Origin of the sequence: Phreatobacter sp. (assembly GCF_052440005.1) — a bacterium.
In the GTDB taxonomy this organism is placed as follows: Bacteria; Pseudomonadota; Alphaproteobacteria; order Rhizobiales; family Phreatobacteraceae; genus Phreatobacter.
This window is the reverse complement of sequence record NZ_JBQVQL010000100.1, coordinates 1-14,953: the sequence shown is the minus strand read 5'-3', so window position 1 is coordinate 14,953 and position 14,953 is coordinate 1. Positions and strand designations below refer to the sequence as shown.

Annotated in this window: 17 protein-coding genes and 1 pseudogene; 15 read left to right on the top strand and 3 right to left on the bottom strand. The window is 69.7% G+C overall.

Going from position 1 to position 14,953, the window contains the following annotated elements; genetic code table 11:
• From ACT6XY_RS19385 to ACT6XY_RS19375, 3 genes and pseudogenes are all read left to right on the top strand, one after another.
• Window positions 1–1,037 (top strand): annotated as a pseudogene (locus ACT6XY_RS19385) (chromosome segregation protein SMC); the annotation flags it as partial.
• Window positions 1,038–1,625: 588 nt separating this feature from the next.
• Window positions 1,626–1,904 carry a BrnT family toxin gene (locus ACT6XY_RS19380; RefSeq protein WP_444749945.1) on the top strand — a complete coding sequence of 93 codons (279 nt, stop codon included), beginning with the start codon at window positions 1,626–1,628 and terminating at the stop codon, window positions 1,902–1,904.
• 37 nt (window positions 1,905–1,941) lie between these two features.
• The gene (locus ACT6XY_RS19375) at window positions 1,942–2,235 is read left to right on the top strand and encodes a BrnA antitoxin family protein (RefSeq protein WP_444749944.1); all 294 of its coding nucleotides are present in this window, start codon (window positions 1,942–1,944) and stop codon (window positions 2,233–2,235) included.
• A 198-nt stretch (window positions 2,236–2,433) separates the two neighbouring features.
• On the opposite strand, the gene ACT6XY_RS19370 is transcribed toward ACT6XY_RS19375, so the two are convergent.
• The gene (locus ACT6XY_RS19370) at window positions 2,434–4,428 is read right to left on the bottom strand and encodes a primary-amine oxidase (RefSeq protein ID WP_444749943.1); all 1,995 of its coding nucleotides are present in this window, start codon (window positions 4,426–4,428) and stop codon (window positions 2,434–2,436) included.
• A gap of 156 nt (window positions 4,429–4,584) precedes the next feature.
• Between ACT6XY_RS19370 and ACT6XY_RS19365 the strand changes: the two genes are divergently transcribed.
• The 6 genes from ACT6XY_RS19365 to ACT6XY_RS19340 all read left to right on the top strand — a co-directional run bounded on the left by ACT6XY_RS19365 (window position 4,585) and on the right by ACT6XY_RS19340 (window position 8,095).
• Window positions 4,585–5,232 (top strand): response regulator transcription factor, encoded by a 648-nt coding sequence (locus ACT6XY_RS19365; RefSeq protein WP_444749942.1) that lies wholly within the window; start codon window positions 4,585–4,587, stop codon window positions 5,230–5,232.
• A 257-nt stretch (window positions 5,233–5,489) separates the two neighbouring features.
• Window positions 5,490–5,843 carry an AtpZ/AtpI family protein gene (locus tag ACT6XY_RS19360; RefSeq protein ID WP_444749941.1) on the top strand — a complete coding sequence of 118 codons (354 nt, stop codon included), beginning with the start codon at window positions 5,490–5,492 and terminating at the stop codon, window positions 5,841–5,843.
• A gap of 48 nt (window positions 5,844–5,891) precedes the next feature.
• On the top strand, window positions 5,892–6,641 hold the full coding sequence (locus ACT6XY_RS19355) for a F0F1 ATP synthase subunit A (RefSeq protein ID WP_444749940.1): 750 nt from the start codon (window positions 5,892–5,894) through the stop codon (window positions 6,639–6,641).
• Between the two features lie 61 nt (window positions 6,642–6,702).
• Window positions 6,703–6,930, top strand: a complete 228-nt coding sequence (locus ACT6XY_RS19350; RefSeq protein ID WP_106750262.1) for a F0F1 ATP synthase subunit C — start codon at window positions 6,703–6,705, stop codon at window positions 6,928–6,930.
• Window positions 6,931–7,071: 141 nt separating this feature from the next.
• On the top strand, window positions 7,072–7,605 hold the full coding sequence (locus ACT6XY_RS19345) for a F0F1 ATP synthase subunit B family protein (RefSeq protein ID WP_444749939.1): 534 nt from the start codon (window positions 7,072–7,074) through the stop codon (window positions 7,603–7,605).
• A gap of 10 nt (window positions 7,606–7,615) precedes the next feature.
• Entirely contained in the window at window positions 7,616–8,095 is a 480-nt protein-coding gene (locus tag ACT6XY_RS19340) for a F0F1 ATP synthase subunit B family protein (RefSeq protein WP_444749938.1), read from the top strand.
• A 452-nt stretch (window positions 8,096–8,547) separates the two neighbouring features.
• Here ACT6XY_RS19340 and ACT6XY_RS19335 read toward each other — a convergent pair whose 3' ends face one another.
• Window positions 8,548–9,231: a DsbA family protein gene (locus ACT6XY_RS19335; protein WP_444749937.1), complete on the bottom strand. Its 684-nt coding sequence runs from the start codon at window positions 9,229–9,231 to the stop codon at window positions 8,548–8,550.
• Between the two features lie 118 nt (window positions 9,232–9,349).
• Window positions 9,350–9,931: a DUF6101 family protein gene (locus tag ACT6XY_RS19330; RefSeq protein ID WP_444749936.1), complete on the bottom strand. Its 582-nt coding sequence runs from the start codon at window positions 9,929–9,931 to the stop codon at window positions 9,350–9,352.
• A gap of 327 nt (window positions 9,932–10,258) precedes the next feature.
• On the opposite strand from ACT6XY_RS19330, the gene ACT6XY_RS19325 reads away from it, so the two are divergent.
• The 6 genes from ACT6XY_RS19325 to ACT6XY_RS19300 form a co-directional block, all read left to right on the top strand.
• On the top strand, window positions 10,259–11,608 hold the full coding sequence (locus tag ACT6XY_RS19325) for a TldD/PmbA family protein (RefSeq protein WP_444749935.1): 1,350 nt from the start codon (window positions 10,259–10,261) through the stop codon (window positions 11,606–11,608).
• Window positions 11,595–12,395 (top strand): 3'(2'),5'-bisphosphate nucleotidase CysQ, encoded by an 801-nt coding sequence (locus ACT6XY_RS19320; protein ID WP_444749934.1) that lies wholly within the window; start codon window positions 11,595–11,597, stop codon window positions 12,393–12,395. Before ACT6XY_RS19325 ends, ACT6XY_RS19320 begins: the two co-directional genes overlap by 14 nt.
• Window positions 12,396–12,411: 16 nt before the next feature.
• Window positions 12,412–12,648 (top strand): DUF4170 domain-containing protein, encoded by a 237-nt coding sequence (locus ACT6XY_RS19315; protein WP_444749933.1) that lies wholly within the window; start codon window positions 12,412–12,414, stop codon window positions 12,646–12,648.
• A gap of 18 nt (window positions 12,649–12,666) precedes the next feature.
• Window positions 12,667–13,470 (top strand): lysophospholipid acyltransferase family protein, encoded by an 804-nt coding sequence (locus ACT6XY_RS19310; protein ID WP_444749932.1) that lies wholly within the window; start codon window positions 12,667–12,669, stop codon window positions 13,468–13,470.
• Window positions 13,463–14,764, top strand: a complete 1,302-nt coding sequence (locus ACT6XY_RS19305) for a 3-deoxy-D-manno-octulosonic acid transferase (RefSeq protein ID WP_444749931.1) — start codon at window positions 13,463–13,465, stop codon at window positions 14,762–14,764. The genes ACT6XY_RS19310 and ACT6XY_RS19305 overlap by 8 nt, the downstream gene beginning before the upstream one ends.
• Window positions 14,765–14,777: 13 nt before the next feature.
• A partial coding sequence (locus tag ACT6XY_RS19300; protein ID WP_444749946.1) for a tetraacyldisaccharide 4'-kinase occupies window positions 14,778–14,953 on the top strand: 176 nt, incomplete at its 3' end.

Below are 14,953 nucleotides of genomic sequence, written 5' to 3'. Positions count from 1 at the left end.
ACCAGCGCCTCGCCGAGGCGCGCACCGAGGCGAAGACCCTGGCGGAAGCCCCCGACACCTTCGCCGTGCAGCGCCGCGAGATTATCGCCCGCATCCAGGAGGGCGAGGCGGCCCAGCGCGCCGCAGCCGATGCCCTCGCCGCCGGCGAGACGGCCCTTGCCGCAGCGGATCGCGCGGCGCGGGCCGCCCTCGACGCCATGACCGCGGCCCGCGAGGCCTTCGCCCGCACCGAGGCGCGCCTCGAGGCCGCCCGCCAGCGCCTCCAGGAGATCGGCGCCGAGATCGCCGAGAAGTTCGAGGCCGAGCCCCAGGCCCTCCTGCGCATCGCCGGCCTCGCCATCGACGCGGCGCTCCCCGAGGCCCGTCGGATCGAGGACCAGCTCGACGGATTCCGCCGGGAGCGCGAGCGCCTCGGCGGCGTCAACCTGCGCGCCGACGACGAGCTGACCGAGGTCCAGGCGCAGTTCGACGGCATGGTCGCCGAGCGCGACGACCTGGTCGAGGCCATCAAGAAGCTGCGCGCCGGCATCGGCTCGCTCAACCGCGAGGGCCGCGAGCGCCTCCTCGCCTCCTTCGCCACCGTCAACGAGAACTTCCAGCGCCTCTTCACCACCCTCTTCGGCGGCGGCACGGCCGAGCTTCAGCTGGTCGAATCCGACGATCCGCTGGAGGCCGGCCTCGACATCCTCGCCAAGCCGCCGGGCAAGAAGCCGCAGACCCTGTCGCTGCTCTCCGGCGGCGAGCAGGCGCTGACCGCCATCGCGCTGATCTTCGCCGTCTTCCTCACCAATCCCGCGCCGATCTGCGTGCTGGACGAGGTCGACGCGCCGCTCGACGACGCCAATGTCGAGCGCTACTGCGACCTGCTCGACGAGATGGCGCGCACCACCGACACGCGCTTCGTCGTCATCACCCACAATCCCATCACCATGAGCCGCATGGACCGCCTGTTCGGCGTCACCATGGCCGAGCGCGGCGTCTCGACGCTGGTGAGCGTGGATCTCGGGCGCGCCGAGCAGCTCATCGCCGCGGAGTGAGGGGGCGGCTTCGGCCCCTCCTCCGTTGACTGCTCTTGCTCCCGACCCTCCACCCGTCATGCCCGGCCTTGGGCCGGGCATCCACGCCTTATCGTCATTCCACGGTGTTCAAGTCGTGGATGGCCGGGACGAGCCCGGCCATGACGGAGAAGGCGGAGCAAGCCAACTAGCATCATCATGTCGAATAGGACCAAAATCCTTGACAACGTGACGCTGGTCCTGTAATCCTCCGGCATGTTCGGCAACTGCGGTTAAATCTGATCGCGCGTCGCGGCGGCGTTGCACCTGTCGTCATTCCTGGCCGAGCGGAGCGAGGGGAAGGAAATCCAGCGGCCAAAAGGCGCTGCCCCTCGTCCCCTGGACTCCCTTCCCTCGGCCTGCGGCCTCGCCGGGTGGTGACGACCCGTGTTGGTGCAACCCGGCAGGCGCGGGCGGAGCGCATACAAGGCGGACGACGATCAAGGACTCGACTGTGTGTCCGCTATCGTATATACAAACGTAGTCCTGCCCGCTGACCATGATGAGACGGACGAAACGGATGACCCGGGCAATGGGGACTAGATCCGGCGGCGTTCGTTGGGGATCATCATGGAATTCGAATGGGACGAGAACAAGCGTCTCGCCAATATCGAGAAACACGGGATCGATTTCCGGATCGCCATCTCCGTGTTTTTTGTCCCTGCCGCGCTCAGGCGGTCAGACCGCGACGAGGAGCGTTGGATCACGATAGGCCCGCTGAGGCACCGACTCGTTGCCGTTGTCTGGACCCCGAGAGGAGAGGCCAAGCGGATCATTTCCGCGAGGCCGGCAAGACCCGATGAAAGAGAAGATTACACGCGTCACGTTGGAGGATATCCGGTCGGGTAAACTCAAGGATGAGACCGACTGGGAGCGCGTCCGCGCCATGACCGACGAGGACATCGGGCGCGCCATCGCCGAGGACCCCGACTCCGATTTCGACCTCGCCAATTCGACGCTGGTCTTCGTCGGCAAGGTGTCTGAATGGACTCCTCCGCCGCGCAAGACGGCCATATCAATCCGCCTGGACGAGGATGTGTTGGACTTCTTCAAGGCGCAGAAAGGACCCTACCAGACCCACATCAATGCGGTGCTGCGGTCCTACATGACGGCGAGCAAGGCTCGCGGCGCCAAGGGCGCAGGGACCCGGCGCCGGGCGCCGAAGACGGCCGCCGAATAAGCTCGGCTTGCCACCCCGGGCGCGCCCACAGCCCGTCCGGGCATTCCACTGCCACCCCCGCGTCATGCCCGGCCTTGTGCCGGGTATCCACGACCAATCATCGGGCTGCGGTGTTCAAGTCGTGGATGGCCGGGACGAGCCCGGCCATGACGGAGAGGTCGGTCTGACGGGAGGTTGCAGTTGCGGATGGACCAGCCCTCACCCGCAGCAGCAGCTCCCGGCCTCGCCCTTGCCCGCCCCGTCCTGCACGCTGGCGTGGTTGGTCTCCGCGGGCAGGTCCATGGCGGGGTTCTCGGCGAAGAAGCCGTTGGGCTTCAGCATGAAGCCGGCATATTCCATCGGCATGACCGGGAAATCCTCCGGCTTGCACACGTGGGTGTGGCCGAAGGAGTGCCAGACCACGAGGTCGGCATTCTCGATCGAGCGGCCCTGCTTCACATAGGCCGGCAGGCCGTCGCCGCCCGCATGCTGGTTGGGATAGTCGCCGCTGGCGTATTTTTCAGCCGGATCGAAGGGCGTTACCCAGACGTGCTTGCTGGCGAAGCCGCCGCGCTGCGCCACCGTCGAGCCCTCCTGCGCCAGCATGAGCGGGCTTGGCTGCACGATCAGCTTGTAGCCGGTGGGCTTGCCGACGCTGTTGGCCACGTTGGGGTTGGTGATCTTCCAGTAGCGGCCGGTCTTGCCGTCCGCCTCGCGGGCGGCGTCCCGCTCGTTCGACAGCACCCGCGACGTCGTGTCGAAGACGTTGCCGTAGGGATTGTCGGTGCCCCAGGGCCGCGGCACGAATTCGTGCTCGGTCACCGTGTTGCCCTCGCCGTCGAGGGCCATGTGCATGCGCACGTTGAAGAAGTGCTGGTGGGTCGGCCCGCCGAGGCCCTCGTCCACCATGCCGCCCCAGGGATAGGGCTTCCCCGGCGCCACCGCCGCCGTCTGGATGATGCCGGTGAGCTTGGCCTCCAGCTGGATCGTGCCGTCCTGGTAGAGGTACCAGTAGAAGCCGTAGTCGTAATTGCCGACTGTGGCGAAGAAGGAGATGACGAGGCGGCGCGACCGCCGCGCCTCGAAGACGCCGGTGCGCAGCTCGTAGTGCTTCCACAGGAGGCCGTAGTCCTCCTCGTGCATGCAGATGGCGTTGGGCATGACGATGGGATTGCCGGCGTCGTCCGCCATCGGCACGTCGAAATAGCGGATCAGGCCGAGGCAGTCGCAGCCGAGCTCGAGCGCATTGGCGAGCTTGCCGAGGCCATATTCGCCCGCGTCGAAGGCGCTCTTCCAGAAATGGTTCGTGGTCGGGTCGGCATAGGGGACCACCATCTCGGTGACGCTGGCGCGGTGCATGATGGGGCGCAGGCGGCCCTGGTCGGTGATGCCGAGCTGGTGCAGCACCAGGCCTTCGCGGGGCGTGAATCCGAGGCGGAACGACCAGTTCTGCCAGGTGACCTTCCAGCCGTCGACCGTGAAGCTCGGACCCTCCGGCTGCACGATGTTGAGGGGCTTGAGGTCGGTGCGGGGGCTGGGCAGCGAACCGCGGTCGTAGTTCCGGCGCTTCTTCGGGATCGGGACGATTTCGGCCTCGTCGACGAGATGGACGACGCGGTTCTCGACGAGATCGACCAGGGCGACGACGCCCTCGATCGGCGAGGCGTAGCCGTTGTCGTTGACGTGTTCGCGCCAGTAGCTCACCGCGCTGACGAGGCGACGGCCGAGCTCGGCCTCGCGGCCGAAATAGCCGGCGGAGAAGGGATCGACCTGGACGAGGGCGATCTCCGCATCGGTCAGGCCGCGGCGGTGCATGGCCGCCCGCCAGCCCGGATCGGCCTTGACGATGTCGCCGGCCTTGAAGAACTCCTCGATGATCACCGCAGGCTGGCCGTAGGGCGCGGCCATCGTGTCGCGCGTCGCGAAGGCGATGACGGATGCCTCGCCGATGTCGACCAGGGCCTCGTGCACGGCGCCGGTGGCGGTGTCGATGGTCACCGCGAAGGCGCGGCGGCGGATCGGGCGGCCGGGGGCCCAGCCGGCGATCTCCGCCTTCAGCGGCTCGTCGAGCTGCAGGGTGGCGAAGCGCGTCGTCTCCGGCAGCGCCTTCCTCTCCATCAGGATGGCGCGGGCGGCGGCGATCTCGGCCGTCGACAGGGGATCGAGCGGGTGGACCGGGGCGGCCCCGGCCGCGACGGTGCTCTCGGACGCCATGGTTGCTCCCTCCGCTGGACGGCGGGATCGTCCTCCGGCGGCTCGTCCCGGGCAATCGACCTTTCGGTTGACCGGGATCGGCGCCGGCCCGCACCATGGCGCTGGCGTGCTTCTTGCTCGCATCGCACGCGTCACCACGTCCGGACGGGCCCCTCGATGTCCAGCACGCCCCATGCCGTCGCCGCGGCCATGCACTTCGCCAAGACCCTGCTCCACGCGGGAAGCTGTGCCTTCTACCGCGTCGACGCCGACTGCAACCTGCACGACTTCCACATGGACGAGGACCTCCGCGGCTTCCACCGCGACTATGTCGGCCGCCTGCACGAGGTCGATCCCTTCCACGCCCGCCGCCTGCGCCACACCGACCGCACCGTCTCCTGCCTCTCCGCCGACGTGGTCCGGCCGCGGGCCCCGGAGGGTGCCGCCTATGCCGCCGCCTGCGCCGCCCACGGCATCGGCGACATGGTCGAGCTGTTCTTCCGCCGCGAGGGGCGGATCACCGCCGGCCTCTGCCTCACCTGGCCGGCGGGCCGCGCCGCCCGCCCCGGCGATCTCGCCGCCGCCCGCGCCGCCCATGCCTATATCGAGTTCAACCTGCCCCCCGCCGCGGCTGCCGATGACCACGGCCTCACCGCCCGTGAGCAGGAGGTCGTGGGGCTGATCTGCGCCGGCCGCACCAACCGCGACATCGCCGACGCCCTCGCCATCAGCCTGGCCACCGTCAAGACACACGTCATCCACATCTTCGAGAAGCTCGGGGTGGAGAACCGCGCCTCCGTCGTCGCCCGCATGGCGCGCGGCTGAGGCCCAGGGCTCGCGCCGCTGGCGAAAGGCGAGCGTTGCCCGATAGATGCTGCACTGCGCCGTCGATGTCGCAGAGCAGGCCGCACAATTGTCGCGAGGGCGAAATAGCCAAGATATTCCAATGATTTATATTGTTTCGTCCCGTCCTTGACACGTTTTCGTGGCATCACTATAGGTGTGCCCGGCTTTCGGGGGGTGGCAGTCCGGCGACCTACCGTCGTTGAGCCCTGACGACGAGCCGGCCGAGGAGGCTGGCGATGGCGTCAGGTGGCGAAAACGACGGCAAGACGCCGGGGACGTCTTCCCCGGACTCCGACCTCGACGCGCGGCGGCGCGCCCTTGAATCCCGGCTCGAAGCCATCGAGCGCGAGCGATCCTCGGGAGCAGCGCCGGACGGCCGGGCGGCCCAGGAGCCGTCCGGGCTGGTGAAGCTCTTCCGCTTCTCGGCCGATTTCGTCTCCGGCGTCCTGGCCGGAGCGCTGATCGGCTGGCTGGTGGACCGTTTCGCCGGGACGCGTCCCTGGGGTCTCATCGTGTTTCTTCTGCTGGGCTTCGCGACGGGGATCTACAATCTCGTCCGGTCGGCGCAGCGGGCCAATCGGGAAGGCTGAGAGGCCGTTCCGACCCTCGACTAGACCGCATGCGGGAGCAGACCGGCGATGGCCGATCCGATCAAACAGTTCGAGCTCGTCCCCATCGTTCCGATCCGGGTTGGCACGGGTGATTTCTCCTTCACCAATTCCGCCCTGCACATGTTCATCATCGTCGGCGTGACGGCGGCCTTCCTGCTGCTGACCACCTCCGGCCGCCGCCTCGTGCCGACGCGCATGCAGTCCATGGCCGAGCTCGCCTACGAATTCGTCGCCGGAACGGTCCGACAGACGGCCGGCACCGAGGGGATGAAGTTCTTCCCCCTCGTCTTCTCGCTCTTCATGTTCGTGCTCTTCGCCAACCTGATCGGCATGGTGCCCGGCGCCTTCACGGTCACGAGCCACATCATCGTCACCGCCGCCCTGGCGCTGCTGGTGATCTCCACCGTCATCATCTACGGCATCTGGAAGCACGGCACCCACTGGTTCGCGCTCTTCGCGCCCTCGGGCCTGCCGAAGGTGATCCTGCCGCTGATCGTCGTGATCGAGGTGATCTCCTTCATCTCCCGTCCGATCTCGCTCTCCCTTCGTCTCTTCGGCAACATGACCGCCGGTCACATCGCGCTGAAGGTCTTCGCCGGCTTCGTCACCGCCATGGCGGGTGCCGGCGCCCTCGGCATGCTCGGCGCCACCCTGCCCGTGCTGATGATCACCGCGCTCACCGCGCTCGAACTGCTCGTCGCTGTCCTGCAGGCCTATGTCTTCACCATCCTGACCTGCATCTACCTCAACGACGCCCTCCATCCTGGCCATCACTGATCATCGGTGACGGCAGGTCCCTCATCCTCCCTTCGCTCCCAACACCTCACAGGAGTTCAAAATGGATCCGGTTGCAGCCAAGTTCCTCGGCGCTGGTCTCGCTTGCCTCGGCATGGGCCTCGCGGCCATGGGCGTGGGCAACATCTTCGGCAACTTCGTTGCCGGCGCCCTGCGCAATCCGTCGGCTGCGGCCGGCCAGTTCACCAACGCCATCGTCGGCGCGGCCCTCGCTGAAGGTCTCGGCATCTTCGCGCTCGTCGTCGCCCTCGTCCTGCTCTTCGTGGTCTGATCCGCGGCGGACGCATCGACCGCGCCGGGGCCCCATCGGGTCCCGGTCCGCGGTCGCTCCGGCGTTCCCGCCCGGCTTCGGCCGGCTCTCGTTTCGCGTGTGACGGCGCTTCCCGCCCGATCGCGCCGATAGGGTCCCGCAATGGCGACGAACACCACTTCCGGGACCCAGGTCCCATCCAAGGGCGGTTTCCCGGCCTTTCGCGTGGAAACCTACGGTTCGCAGCTGCTCTGGCTGGCGATCGCCTTTGGCCTGCTCTACTACCTGATGTCGCGCTTCATCGCGCCGCGCATCGGCGGAATTCTCGAGGAGCGGGCCAGCCGCATCGCCGGGGATCTCGCGGCGGCGCAGGCGATGAAGGCCGAGGCCGACGCGGCCACCCTCTCCTATGAGAAGGCGCTCGCGGAAGCGCGCGCCAGCTCGCAGGCGATCGCCGCCGAGACCCGCGCCAAGATCACCGCCGAGGCCGATGCCGAGCGCAAGGCCCTCGAGGCCAAGCTCGCCACCGACCTCTCGGCGGCCGAGGCGCAGATCGGGGCCGCCCGCACGGCGGCCATGGGCAACGTCCGCTCCATCGCGGTCGATACCGCCCAGGCCATCGTCGAGCGCCTCGCCGGTGCCGGCGCCGACGCGGGTCGTCTCGAAGCGGCGGTCGACGCCGCCCTGAAGCGCTGAGGAGGCCCGGATGAGCGAATATCTGCCGATCTGGATCGGCCTCATCATCTTCTTCGCCATCGCCTGGAAGATGGGCGCCCACACCAAGCTCGTGAACGCCCTCGACGCGCGCTCCAACCGCATCGCCGCCGAACTCGCCGAGGCCAAGCGCCTGCGCGAGGAGGCCGAGGCCATCGTCGCCGACTACCGCCGGCGTCAGCAGAGCGCCGAGCAGGAGGCCCGCGACATCGTCACGGCCGCCAAGGCCGACGCCGAGCGCCTCGCCGCCGAAGGCAAGGCCAAGATCGAGGAATTCGTCGCCCGCCGCACCAAGATGGCGGAGACCAAGATCGCCCAGGCCGAGGCCCAGGCCATCGCCGACGTGCGCGCCGCCGCCGCCGACGTCGCCACCGCTGCGGCCGGTTCGGTGCTCGCCGACATGGCCCGCGGCTCCGGCGGCGACAAGCTGCTGACCGCCGGCATCGCCGAGATCAAGGCCAAGCTGAACTGAGATCTGGGCTCCGCCCGCCCCCCTCTCGTAAGCCGCCGGGTCGCTCCCGGCGGTTTTTCGTTTTCGACGCGGATTCCGCCCCGGCTCTTCGTCGTCGGCTGTGTTCCGGCTCGACAAACAATAGCTCGGCAGAATCGAAGTGCGTCCGAGCCTCGCCCGTTGGGCTCGCACCTCAGGATGAGGAGGTCGGCGTCCTGCATGGCGGCGAGCGGTCGCGGACAACCGAACCTCATGCGAACCCTGATGCAGATCACCCACCCTCCTCATCCTGAGGTGCGAGCCCGCAGGGTGAGCCTCGAAGGACGCACTTGGGGTAGTGCAATGCGCCGTGCGCCAGGGCGATCTGGTCCCTCTGAACAAGTGCGACCGCCCGCCGCGACTTGCCTCGCCCAAGAAAAAAAGCCGCCGGGCGGACCCGGCGGCTTCCAGAAACCGAAAACGCGAACGCCGGATCAGGCCGGCAGCAGCGGGTCGATGATCTTCTCGAACTCGGAGGCCGGCTGGGCCCCGAGAACGCGCTTGCCGTTGACGAAGAAGGTCGGCGTCGATTCCACCCCGAAGGCCGAGGCCGCCCGCTCGCGCGTGGCGTTGAGCGCGTCGAGGATCGCCTGGTTGTTGAGGCAGGCCTCGAACTGCGCCTGCGTCATGCCGGCCTGGCGGGTGATGGCGGTGACCGCCTCGAGCGGATTGCCGCCGAAAGCCCAGTTGCGCTGCTGCTGGAAGAACACGTCGATGAGCGCGAAGTAGCGCGCCTGGTCGACGCCCTCGCCGGCCTTGCCGTCGGCGTTGAGGGCGCAGCGGGTGAGCATGTAGACGGCGGCGTCGAGCTGGTTCAGCGCGAACTCGCGGAACACGAGGCGCACCTTGCCGGTCTCGATGTACTTCTTCTTCAGCTCGGGCAGCGTCCCCGTATGGAAGCTGGCGCAATGGCCGCAGGTGAGGGAAGCGTATTCGACGATGGTGACCGGCGCATCGGCCTTGCCGAGCCAGACGTCGCCGAGCGGGCCCGGCTGCATGAGCTGGGCGACGTCGACCGTCTCGGTCTGGGTGCGCCGCTGGGCCAGCGCCGCCGGAGCGAAAGCGGCGACCAGGCCGAGAGCGGCCGAGCCTTCGATGAAATGTCTGCGCGACAGCATGGCTGGTTCCTCAAGATCGCCGCGAGGGCAAGGTCAAGGCCATAGCTGTGGCACCGGTCGGTGGCAACATCAGGGCTGCGCCGGGAGGGCGCCGCACCGGTCACAGTTCTGCGAGAGATCAGGTGCGGGCGATGATCTCGCGCTCGCGATAGACCGGGCGGCCGGCGATGCCGTCGCAGGCCTTGCGGCGCATCAGGGCCGAGGGACGGCGGTCCTTGAGGGTGGAACGGCGGCGCCGGCGCGGGCGGGGCTTGCCGATCATGACGGCGCCCATGCGCGGGAAGGCCTCGCGCATCGCCCCGTCGGCGTCCTCGATGAGGAGGGGCATGCGCAGCGCCACGCCCCAGAGCTGCCAGTCGGCGACCACGTCGTCGGCATCCGCCATGGAGACCAGCGGCACGCTGAGGGCCGGGTCGGCATGGACCAGCACCACCTCGACGCTGTCCGTCGCCTGCGAGGCGTCCTCGCTCACCCTGACCGCGACGCCGCGATAGGCCGAGACGGGAAGCTGCAGCTTCATCCGGGCGCCGCTGGCCGTGCGGCGGATCACCACCCGGTCGGCATGGAGGTCGATGGACCGCTGGCCGCCGTCGGCGCCCCTGTCGGGCGCGGCGTAGCGGGTGGGCAGCTGGGCGGGATCGAGGCGCAAAGAAGCCCCGATCCCGGCGGCGAGGACGCCGGGTTCTGTCTGACGCAACACTTGCATGCTCCCTTGGGGTCTTCGGCCGGCTCAAACCGGCTCTCGCCCCGTCGTTGGGAGGACTGTCGCAGCATTTCTTGTCGGACCGCTTAAGCTGGACGGTTAAGCGGACCTCAATCCGATCGCGACAGTTGAAGACCTTCGCGCATGCTTGAGAAAGCCTTGGGCGATGTGCTTTCCCAATGCTTGGGAGGTGTGGTTGCGCGCTCCTTGCCGAACAGGATGAACGAAGCCTGATCGCCGCGCCCCCGGCACCGGCCCTGCCTTGAAACCGGCGCGCGCGATGCCTACACGAGGGGAGCCCCCCGTTCGCGCCGAAGGCCCTTCATGTCCGATCTCCTCGATACCGGCCTGCTTCTCGAGCAAGGCCGCCGCCTCGTCGCTGCGGCCCGCAAGGCCGGCGCCGACGCCGCCGACGTCATGGCCGTGCGCGGCGTCTCGGTCGGCGTGCAGCTGCGCGACGGCAAGGTGGAGAGCTCCGAGCGTTCCGAGGGCGACGACATCGGCCTGCGCGTCTTCGTCGGCCGCCGCAGCGCCTCCGTCTCCTCCAATGACCCGCGCGAGAACGTCGAGGCGCTGGCCGAGCGCGCCGTCGCCATCGCCCGCGTCGCCCCCGAGGATCCCTATGCCCGGCTCGCCGATCCGGCCGACCTCGCCCGCGACTGGGCGGACCTCGACCTCATCGATCCCGTGATGACGGCCGTCGCCGACCTCGAGGACCTCGCCCGCCGCGCCGAGGCGGCCGCCCTCGCCGTGAAGGGCGTCACCAAGTCGGGCGGCGCCGATGCGGGGGCCGGCATCGGCGGCTTCGCCCTTGTCACCTCCACCGGCTTCGAGGGCGCGACGCTCGGCTCCTCCACCTCCTTCTCGGTCACCGCCATCGCCGGCGAGGGCACCGGCATGGAGCGCGACTACGATTACAGCGGCGTGCGCCACCGCGCTGACCTGGACGATCCGGAAGCCATCGGCCGCAATGCCGGCGAGCGCGCGGTCCGCCGCCTCGCTCCCCGCAAGGTCGACACCCGCAAGGTGCCGGTGATCTTCGACCAGCGCACCGCGGCGAGCTTTCCCTCCTATCTCGCCGCCGCCGCCAACGGCCAGGCGGTGGCCCGCAAGACCTCCTTCCTGCGCGAGAAGCTCGGCCAGCGCCTGTTCCGGCCCGGCGTCATGATCATCGACGACCCGCTGCGCCGCCGCGGCCTGCGCTCCCGCCCCTTCGACGGCGAGGGCGTCACCGCGCGCCCGCTGACCCTGGTGGAGGACGGCGTGCTGACGAGCTGGCTCCTCGACAGCGCCACCGCCGCCGAGCTCGGCCTCAGGACCACAGGCCACGCCAGCCGCGGCACCGGCGGGCCTCCCTCGCCGGGCGCGACCAACCTCCACCTCGCCGCTGGCACGGTCAGCCCGGCCGACATGATCGGCGCCATCAAGGACGGGCTCTACGTCACCGACATGATCGGCAGCGGCGTCAACATGGTCACCGGCGACTATTCCCGCGGCTGCTCCGGCTACTGGATCGAGAACGGCGAGCTCGCCTATCCGGTCGCCGAGATCACCATTGCCGGCAACCTCGTCGATATGTTTGCCAGCCTCACCCCTGCCGACGACCTCGTCTTCCGGCGCGGCACCGATGCCCCGACCGTGCTGGTGGAGGGGCTCACCGTTGCCGGACGCTGACGACCTCGTCCTGCGCGACCTCCTGGAGACGCTGGCCGAGGAGGCCGGCGCCATGGCGCTCGACTTCGCCCGGCGCGGCATGCGCAGCTGGACCAAGGCCGGCGCCTCGCCGGTGACCGAGGCCGACATCGCCGTCGACCGCTTCCTGAAGCGCCGCCTCGGGGAGGCGCGCCCCGGCTTCGGCTGGCTGTCGGAGGAGACGGCCGACGATCCCTCCCGCCTCGACAGGCGCGAGGTCTTCATCGTCGATCCCATCGACGGCACCCGTGCCTTCGCCGCCGGCCTGCCGGACTGGACCATCTCGCTCGCCGTGGTGCGGGACGGCCGGCCGGTGGCCGCCGCGCTCGCCGAACCCGTGGCGGGCCGCACCTTCATCGCTGCGCTCGGCCACGGCGCTAGCGTCTCCGGCCGTCCGCTTGCCGCCCTCGGCCGCGACAGTGTCGAGGGCGCGGTGGTGGCGGGGCCGAAGCCCATGACGGTCAGGGCCGAGAAGGCCGGGGCGCTCGCTTTGCCGAAGATCCATTCCCTCGCGCTCCGCTTCGCCAAGGTGGCGGCGGGCGAGATCGACGCCGGTTTCGCCGGCGGCCAGAGCCACGACTGGGACCTTGCGGCGGCCGATCTTTTGGTGCACGAAGCAGGAGCATCACTGACCGGCCTCGACGGGACCGTGCCCTGCTACAACAGGCCGGTTCCCACGCATTTTCCGCTCGTTTGTGCCGGTTTTCCGCTGCATGGGCTTCTTCGGCAGATCGCCGCGGAAGAGCGCCGCCGCGGCGGGACGAGCTGAGGGGAAGACCATCATCATGACTGCGACGGGCGAGTCCAAGCAACTCCCGCACCTGGTGTTCGGCGGCGAGCTGACGCGGCTGGACGGCAACGAGTTCCGTGACCTTTCCAAGCTCGACATCGTCGGCATCTATCCGAATTACGCCACCGCTCACGCCGCCTGGAAGGGCAAGGCCCAGCAGACCGTGGACAATGCGCACATGCGCTACTTCATCGTTCACCTGCACCGCCTGCTCGATCCGGACGCGGCCTGACCGGCGGCCCCGGGACCGGTGTCCTTCCTCAAGCGTCTGGCGCGCTCCGAGCGGGTGCGGTCGGCGGCGGGCTCGCTGCTCGCCGGCTACCTGCGCCTGGTCTGGCGCACGGGCCGCTTCAGGCTCGACCCGCCCAACATCTACGACTACGCCGACGACAACCTGCCCGTCATCTTCGCGATGTGGCACGGCCAGCACTTCCTCTCGCCCTTCGTGAAACGTCCGCAATACCGCGCGGCTGTGCTGATCTCGCGCTCGGCCGACGGCGAGATGAACGCCATCGCCGCCGAGAAGCTCGGCGTGCGCACCATTCGCGGCTCCGGTGACCACAAGGGCCAGTTCGCCCGCAAGGGTGGCGTCAGCGCCTATTTCCAGATGCTCGAGGCTCTCGCCGACGGCGAGACCGTCGCGCTCACCGCCGACGTGCCGAAGATCGCCAAGCGGGCAGGCCTCGGCATCGTCATGCTGGCCAAGCAGAGCGGACGCCCCATCCTGCCCATCGCGGTAGCGACCGCCCGGCGCATCGATCTGAAATCCTGGGACAAGGCGAGCGTCAACCTGCCTTTCTCGCGCGGCGCCGCCGTCGCCGGCCCGCCCATCTGGGTGCCGGCCGGGGCCGACCAGGCCACGCTGGAGAGATATCGCAGGGACGTCGAGGCGGCGCTGAACGCCGCCACCGCCCGGGCCTACGACATCGCCGAGGGACGGGCCGAACCCCTGCTCTGGCCGCAGGAGGTCGTCGCCCGGCTGGAGCGTGACCGCGACGCCGCCGCCGCCACCCGCCGGCCGGCCGCCCCCGCATCCGGGCAGGCCGATGCGTGAGCGCCCGATCCGCACACCGCTGACGCTGCGCGCCTATGGCCGCCTGACGGCGCTCCTGGGACCCGCGGCGCCGCTGCTCGCCCGCAGCCGGCTGAAGCGTGGCAAGGAGGATCCCGAGCGGGTCCAGGAGCGGCGCGGCTTCGCCACCGAGGACCGCCCGTCCGGGCGTCTCATCTGGCTGCACGGGGCGAGCGTCGGCGAGCTTCTCTCCATCATTCCCCTCGTCGAGCGCCTGCAGGCACGCGACGTCACCGTCCTCGTCACCACGGTCACACGCACCGCCGCCGCGCTCGCCGCCCGCCGCCTGCCGGCGGGAGCCATCCACCAGTTCATGCCCTGGGACGTTCCGGCCTTCATCGAGCGCTTCCTGAACCACTGGCGGCCGGACCTCGCCATCTTCGCCGAATCCGAGCTCTGGCCGAACCTCATCCTGCGCACCACCGCCCGGGGCACCCCGCTGATCCAGGTGAACGGGCGCATGTCGGAGCGCTCCTTCCGCGGCTGGCAGCGCGTTCCCCGCTCCATCAAGGCGTTGTTCTCGCGCTTTGAGCTGTGCCTGATGCAGACCGTCGACGATGCCCGCCGGGTCGAGGCGCTCGGCGCGCCGCGCGTGTCTACCACCGGCAACCTCAAGTTCGACGTGCCGGCCCCCGAGGCCGAGCCGGAGGCCGCCATGGCGCTCGCCGGCGCCATCGGCCGCCGGCCGGTCTTCCTCGCCGCCTCCACCCATGAGGGCGAGGACGAGATCGTGCTCGAGGCGCACCGCATGATGGCGCCGCGCCTGTCGAACCTCCTCACCATCATCGCGCCGCGACACCCGGAGCGCGGCGACGCCATCGCCGCCCTTGCCGAGGCGGCGGGCCTGCAGGCGTGCCAGCGCTCCCGCGGCGAACTGCCCAAGACGCGTCATGCCGTTTACGTCGCCGATACGCTGGGGGAGATGGGGCTCTTCTACCGCGCGGCGCCCGTCGCTTTCCTCGGCGGCTCGCTGATCCGCCACGGCGGCCAGAACCCCATCGAGCCCGGCAAGCTCGGCGCCGCCATCCTGCACGGCCCCAACGTCTTCAACTTCGCCGCCGTCTATGCCGCCCTCGCCGACAACCAGGCGGCGCGCCAGGTGACGGATGCCGGGGAGCTCGCATCGGCGGCCCTTCTGCTGCTCACCGACCAGCACGAGCGCCTGCGCCAGCGCGAGGCCGCCGGCGAGACGGTCGCCAGCCTCGGCGGCGCGCTGGAGCGCACGCTCGCCGCCATCGAGCCCTATTTCCTGTCCCTCGCTGTCAGGGGCGGATGATGGAGCCCCGGCCGTGAAGGCGCCCGCCTTCTGGTCCGACCCGGACGCGCTGGCCGGCCGGTTGCTGGCGCCCCTCGGCGCGGCCGTGGGCGCCCTCACCCTCGCCCGCATGCGCCGTCCCGGCACCCGCGCCGCCGTGCCCGTGATCTGCATCGGCAACCCCACCGTCGGCGGCGCCGGCAAGACGCC

Bases quoted from the DNA above. Each gene is read 5' to 3' on its own strand.
- ACT6XY_RS19375 (WP_444749944.1), top strand. From the start codon at position 1,942: ATGACCGACGAGGACATCGGGCGCGCCATCGCCGAGGACCCCGACTCC.
- ACT6XY_RS19335 (WP_444749937.1), bottom strand. From the start codon at position 9,231: ATGCTGTCGCGCAGACATTTCATCGAAGGCTCGGCCGCTCTCGGCCTG.
- ACT6XY_RS19345 (WP_444749939.1), top strand. From the start codon at position 7,072: ATGGCGACGAACACCACTTCCGGGACCCAGGTCCCATCCAAGGGCGGT.
- ACT6XY_RS19350 (WP_106750262.1), top strand. From the start codon at position 6,703: ATGGATCCGGTTGCAGCCAAGTTCCTCGGCGCTGGTCTCGCTTGCCTC.
- ACT6XY_RS19380 (WP_444749945.1), top strand. From the start codon at position 1,626: ATGGAATTCGAATGGGACGAGAACAAGCGTCTCGCCAATATCGAGAAA.
- ACT6XY_RS19340 (WP_444749938.1), top strand. From the start codon at position 7,616: ATGAGCGAATATCTGCCGATCTGGATCGGCCTCATCATCTTCTTCGCC.
- ACT6XY_RS19325 (WP_444749935.1), top strand. From the start codon at position 10,259: ATGTCCGATCTCCTCGATACCGGCCTGCTTCTCGAGCAAGGCCGCCGC.
- ACT6XY_RS19355 (WP_444749940.1), top strand. From the start codon at position 5,892: ATGGCCGATCCGATCAAACAGTTCGAGCTCGTCCCCATCGTTCCGATC.
- ACT6XY_RS19365 (WP_444749942.1), top strand. From the start codon at position 4,585: ATGTCCAGCACGCCCCATGCCGTCGCCGCGGCCATGCACTTCGCCAAG.
- ACT6XY_RS19315 (WP_444749933.1), top strand. From the start codon at position 12,412: ATGACTGCGACGGGCGAGTCCAAGCAACTCCCGCACCTGGTGTTCGGC.
- ACT6XY_RS19360 (WP_444749941.1), top strand. From the start codon at position 5,490: ATGGCGTCAGGTGGCGAAAACGACGGCAAGACGCCGGGGACGTCTTCC.
- ACT6XY_RS19305 (WP_444749931.1), top strand. From the start codon at position 13,463: ATGCGTGAGCGCCCGATCCGCACACCGCTGACGCTGCGCGCCTATGGC.
- ACT6XY_RS19370 (WP_444749943.1), bottom strand. From the start codon at position 4,428: ATGGCGTCCGAGAGCACCGTCGCGGCCGGGGCCGCCCCGGTCCACCCG.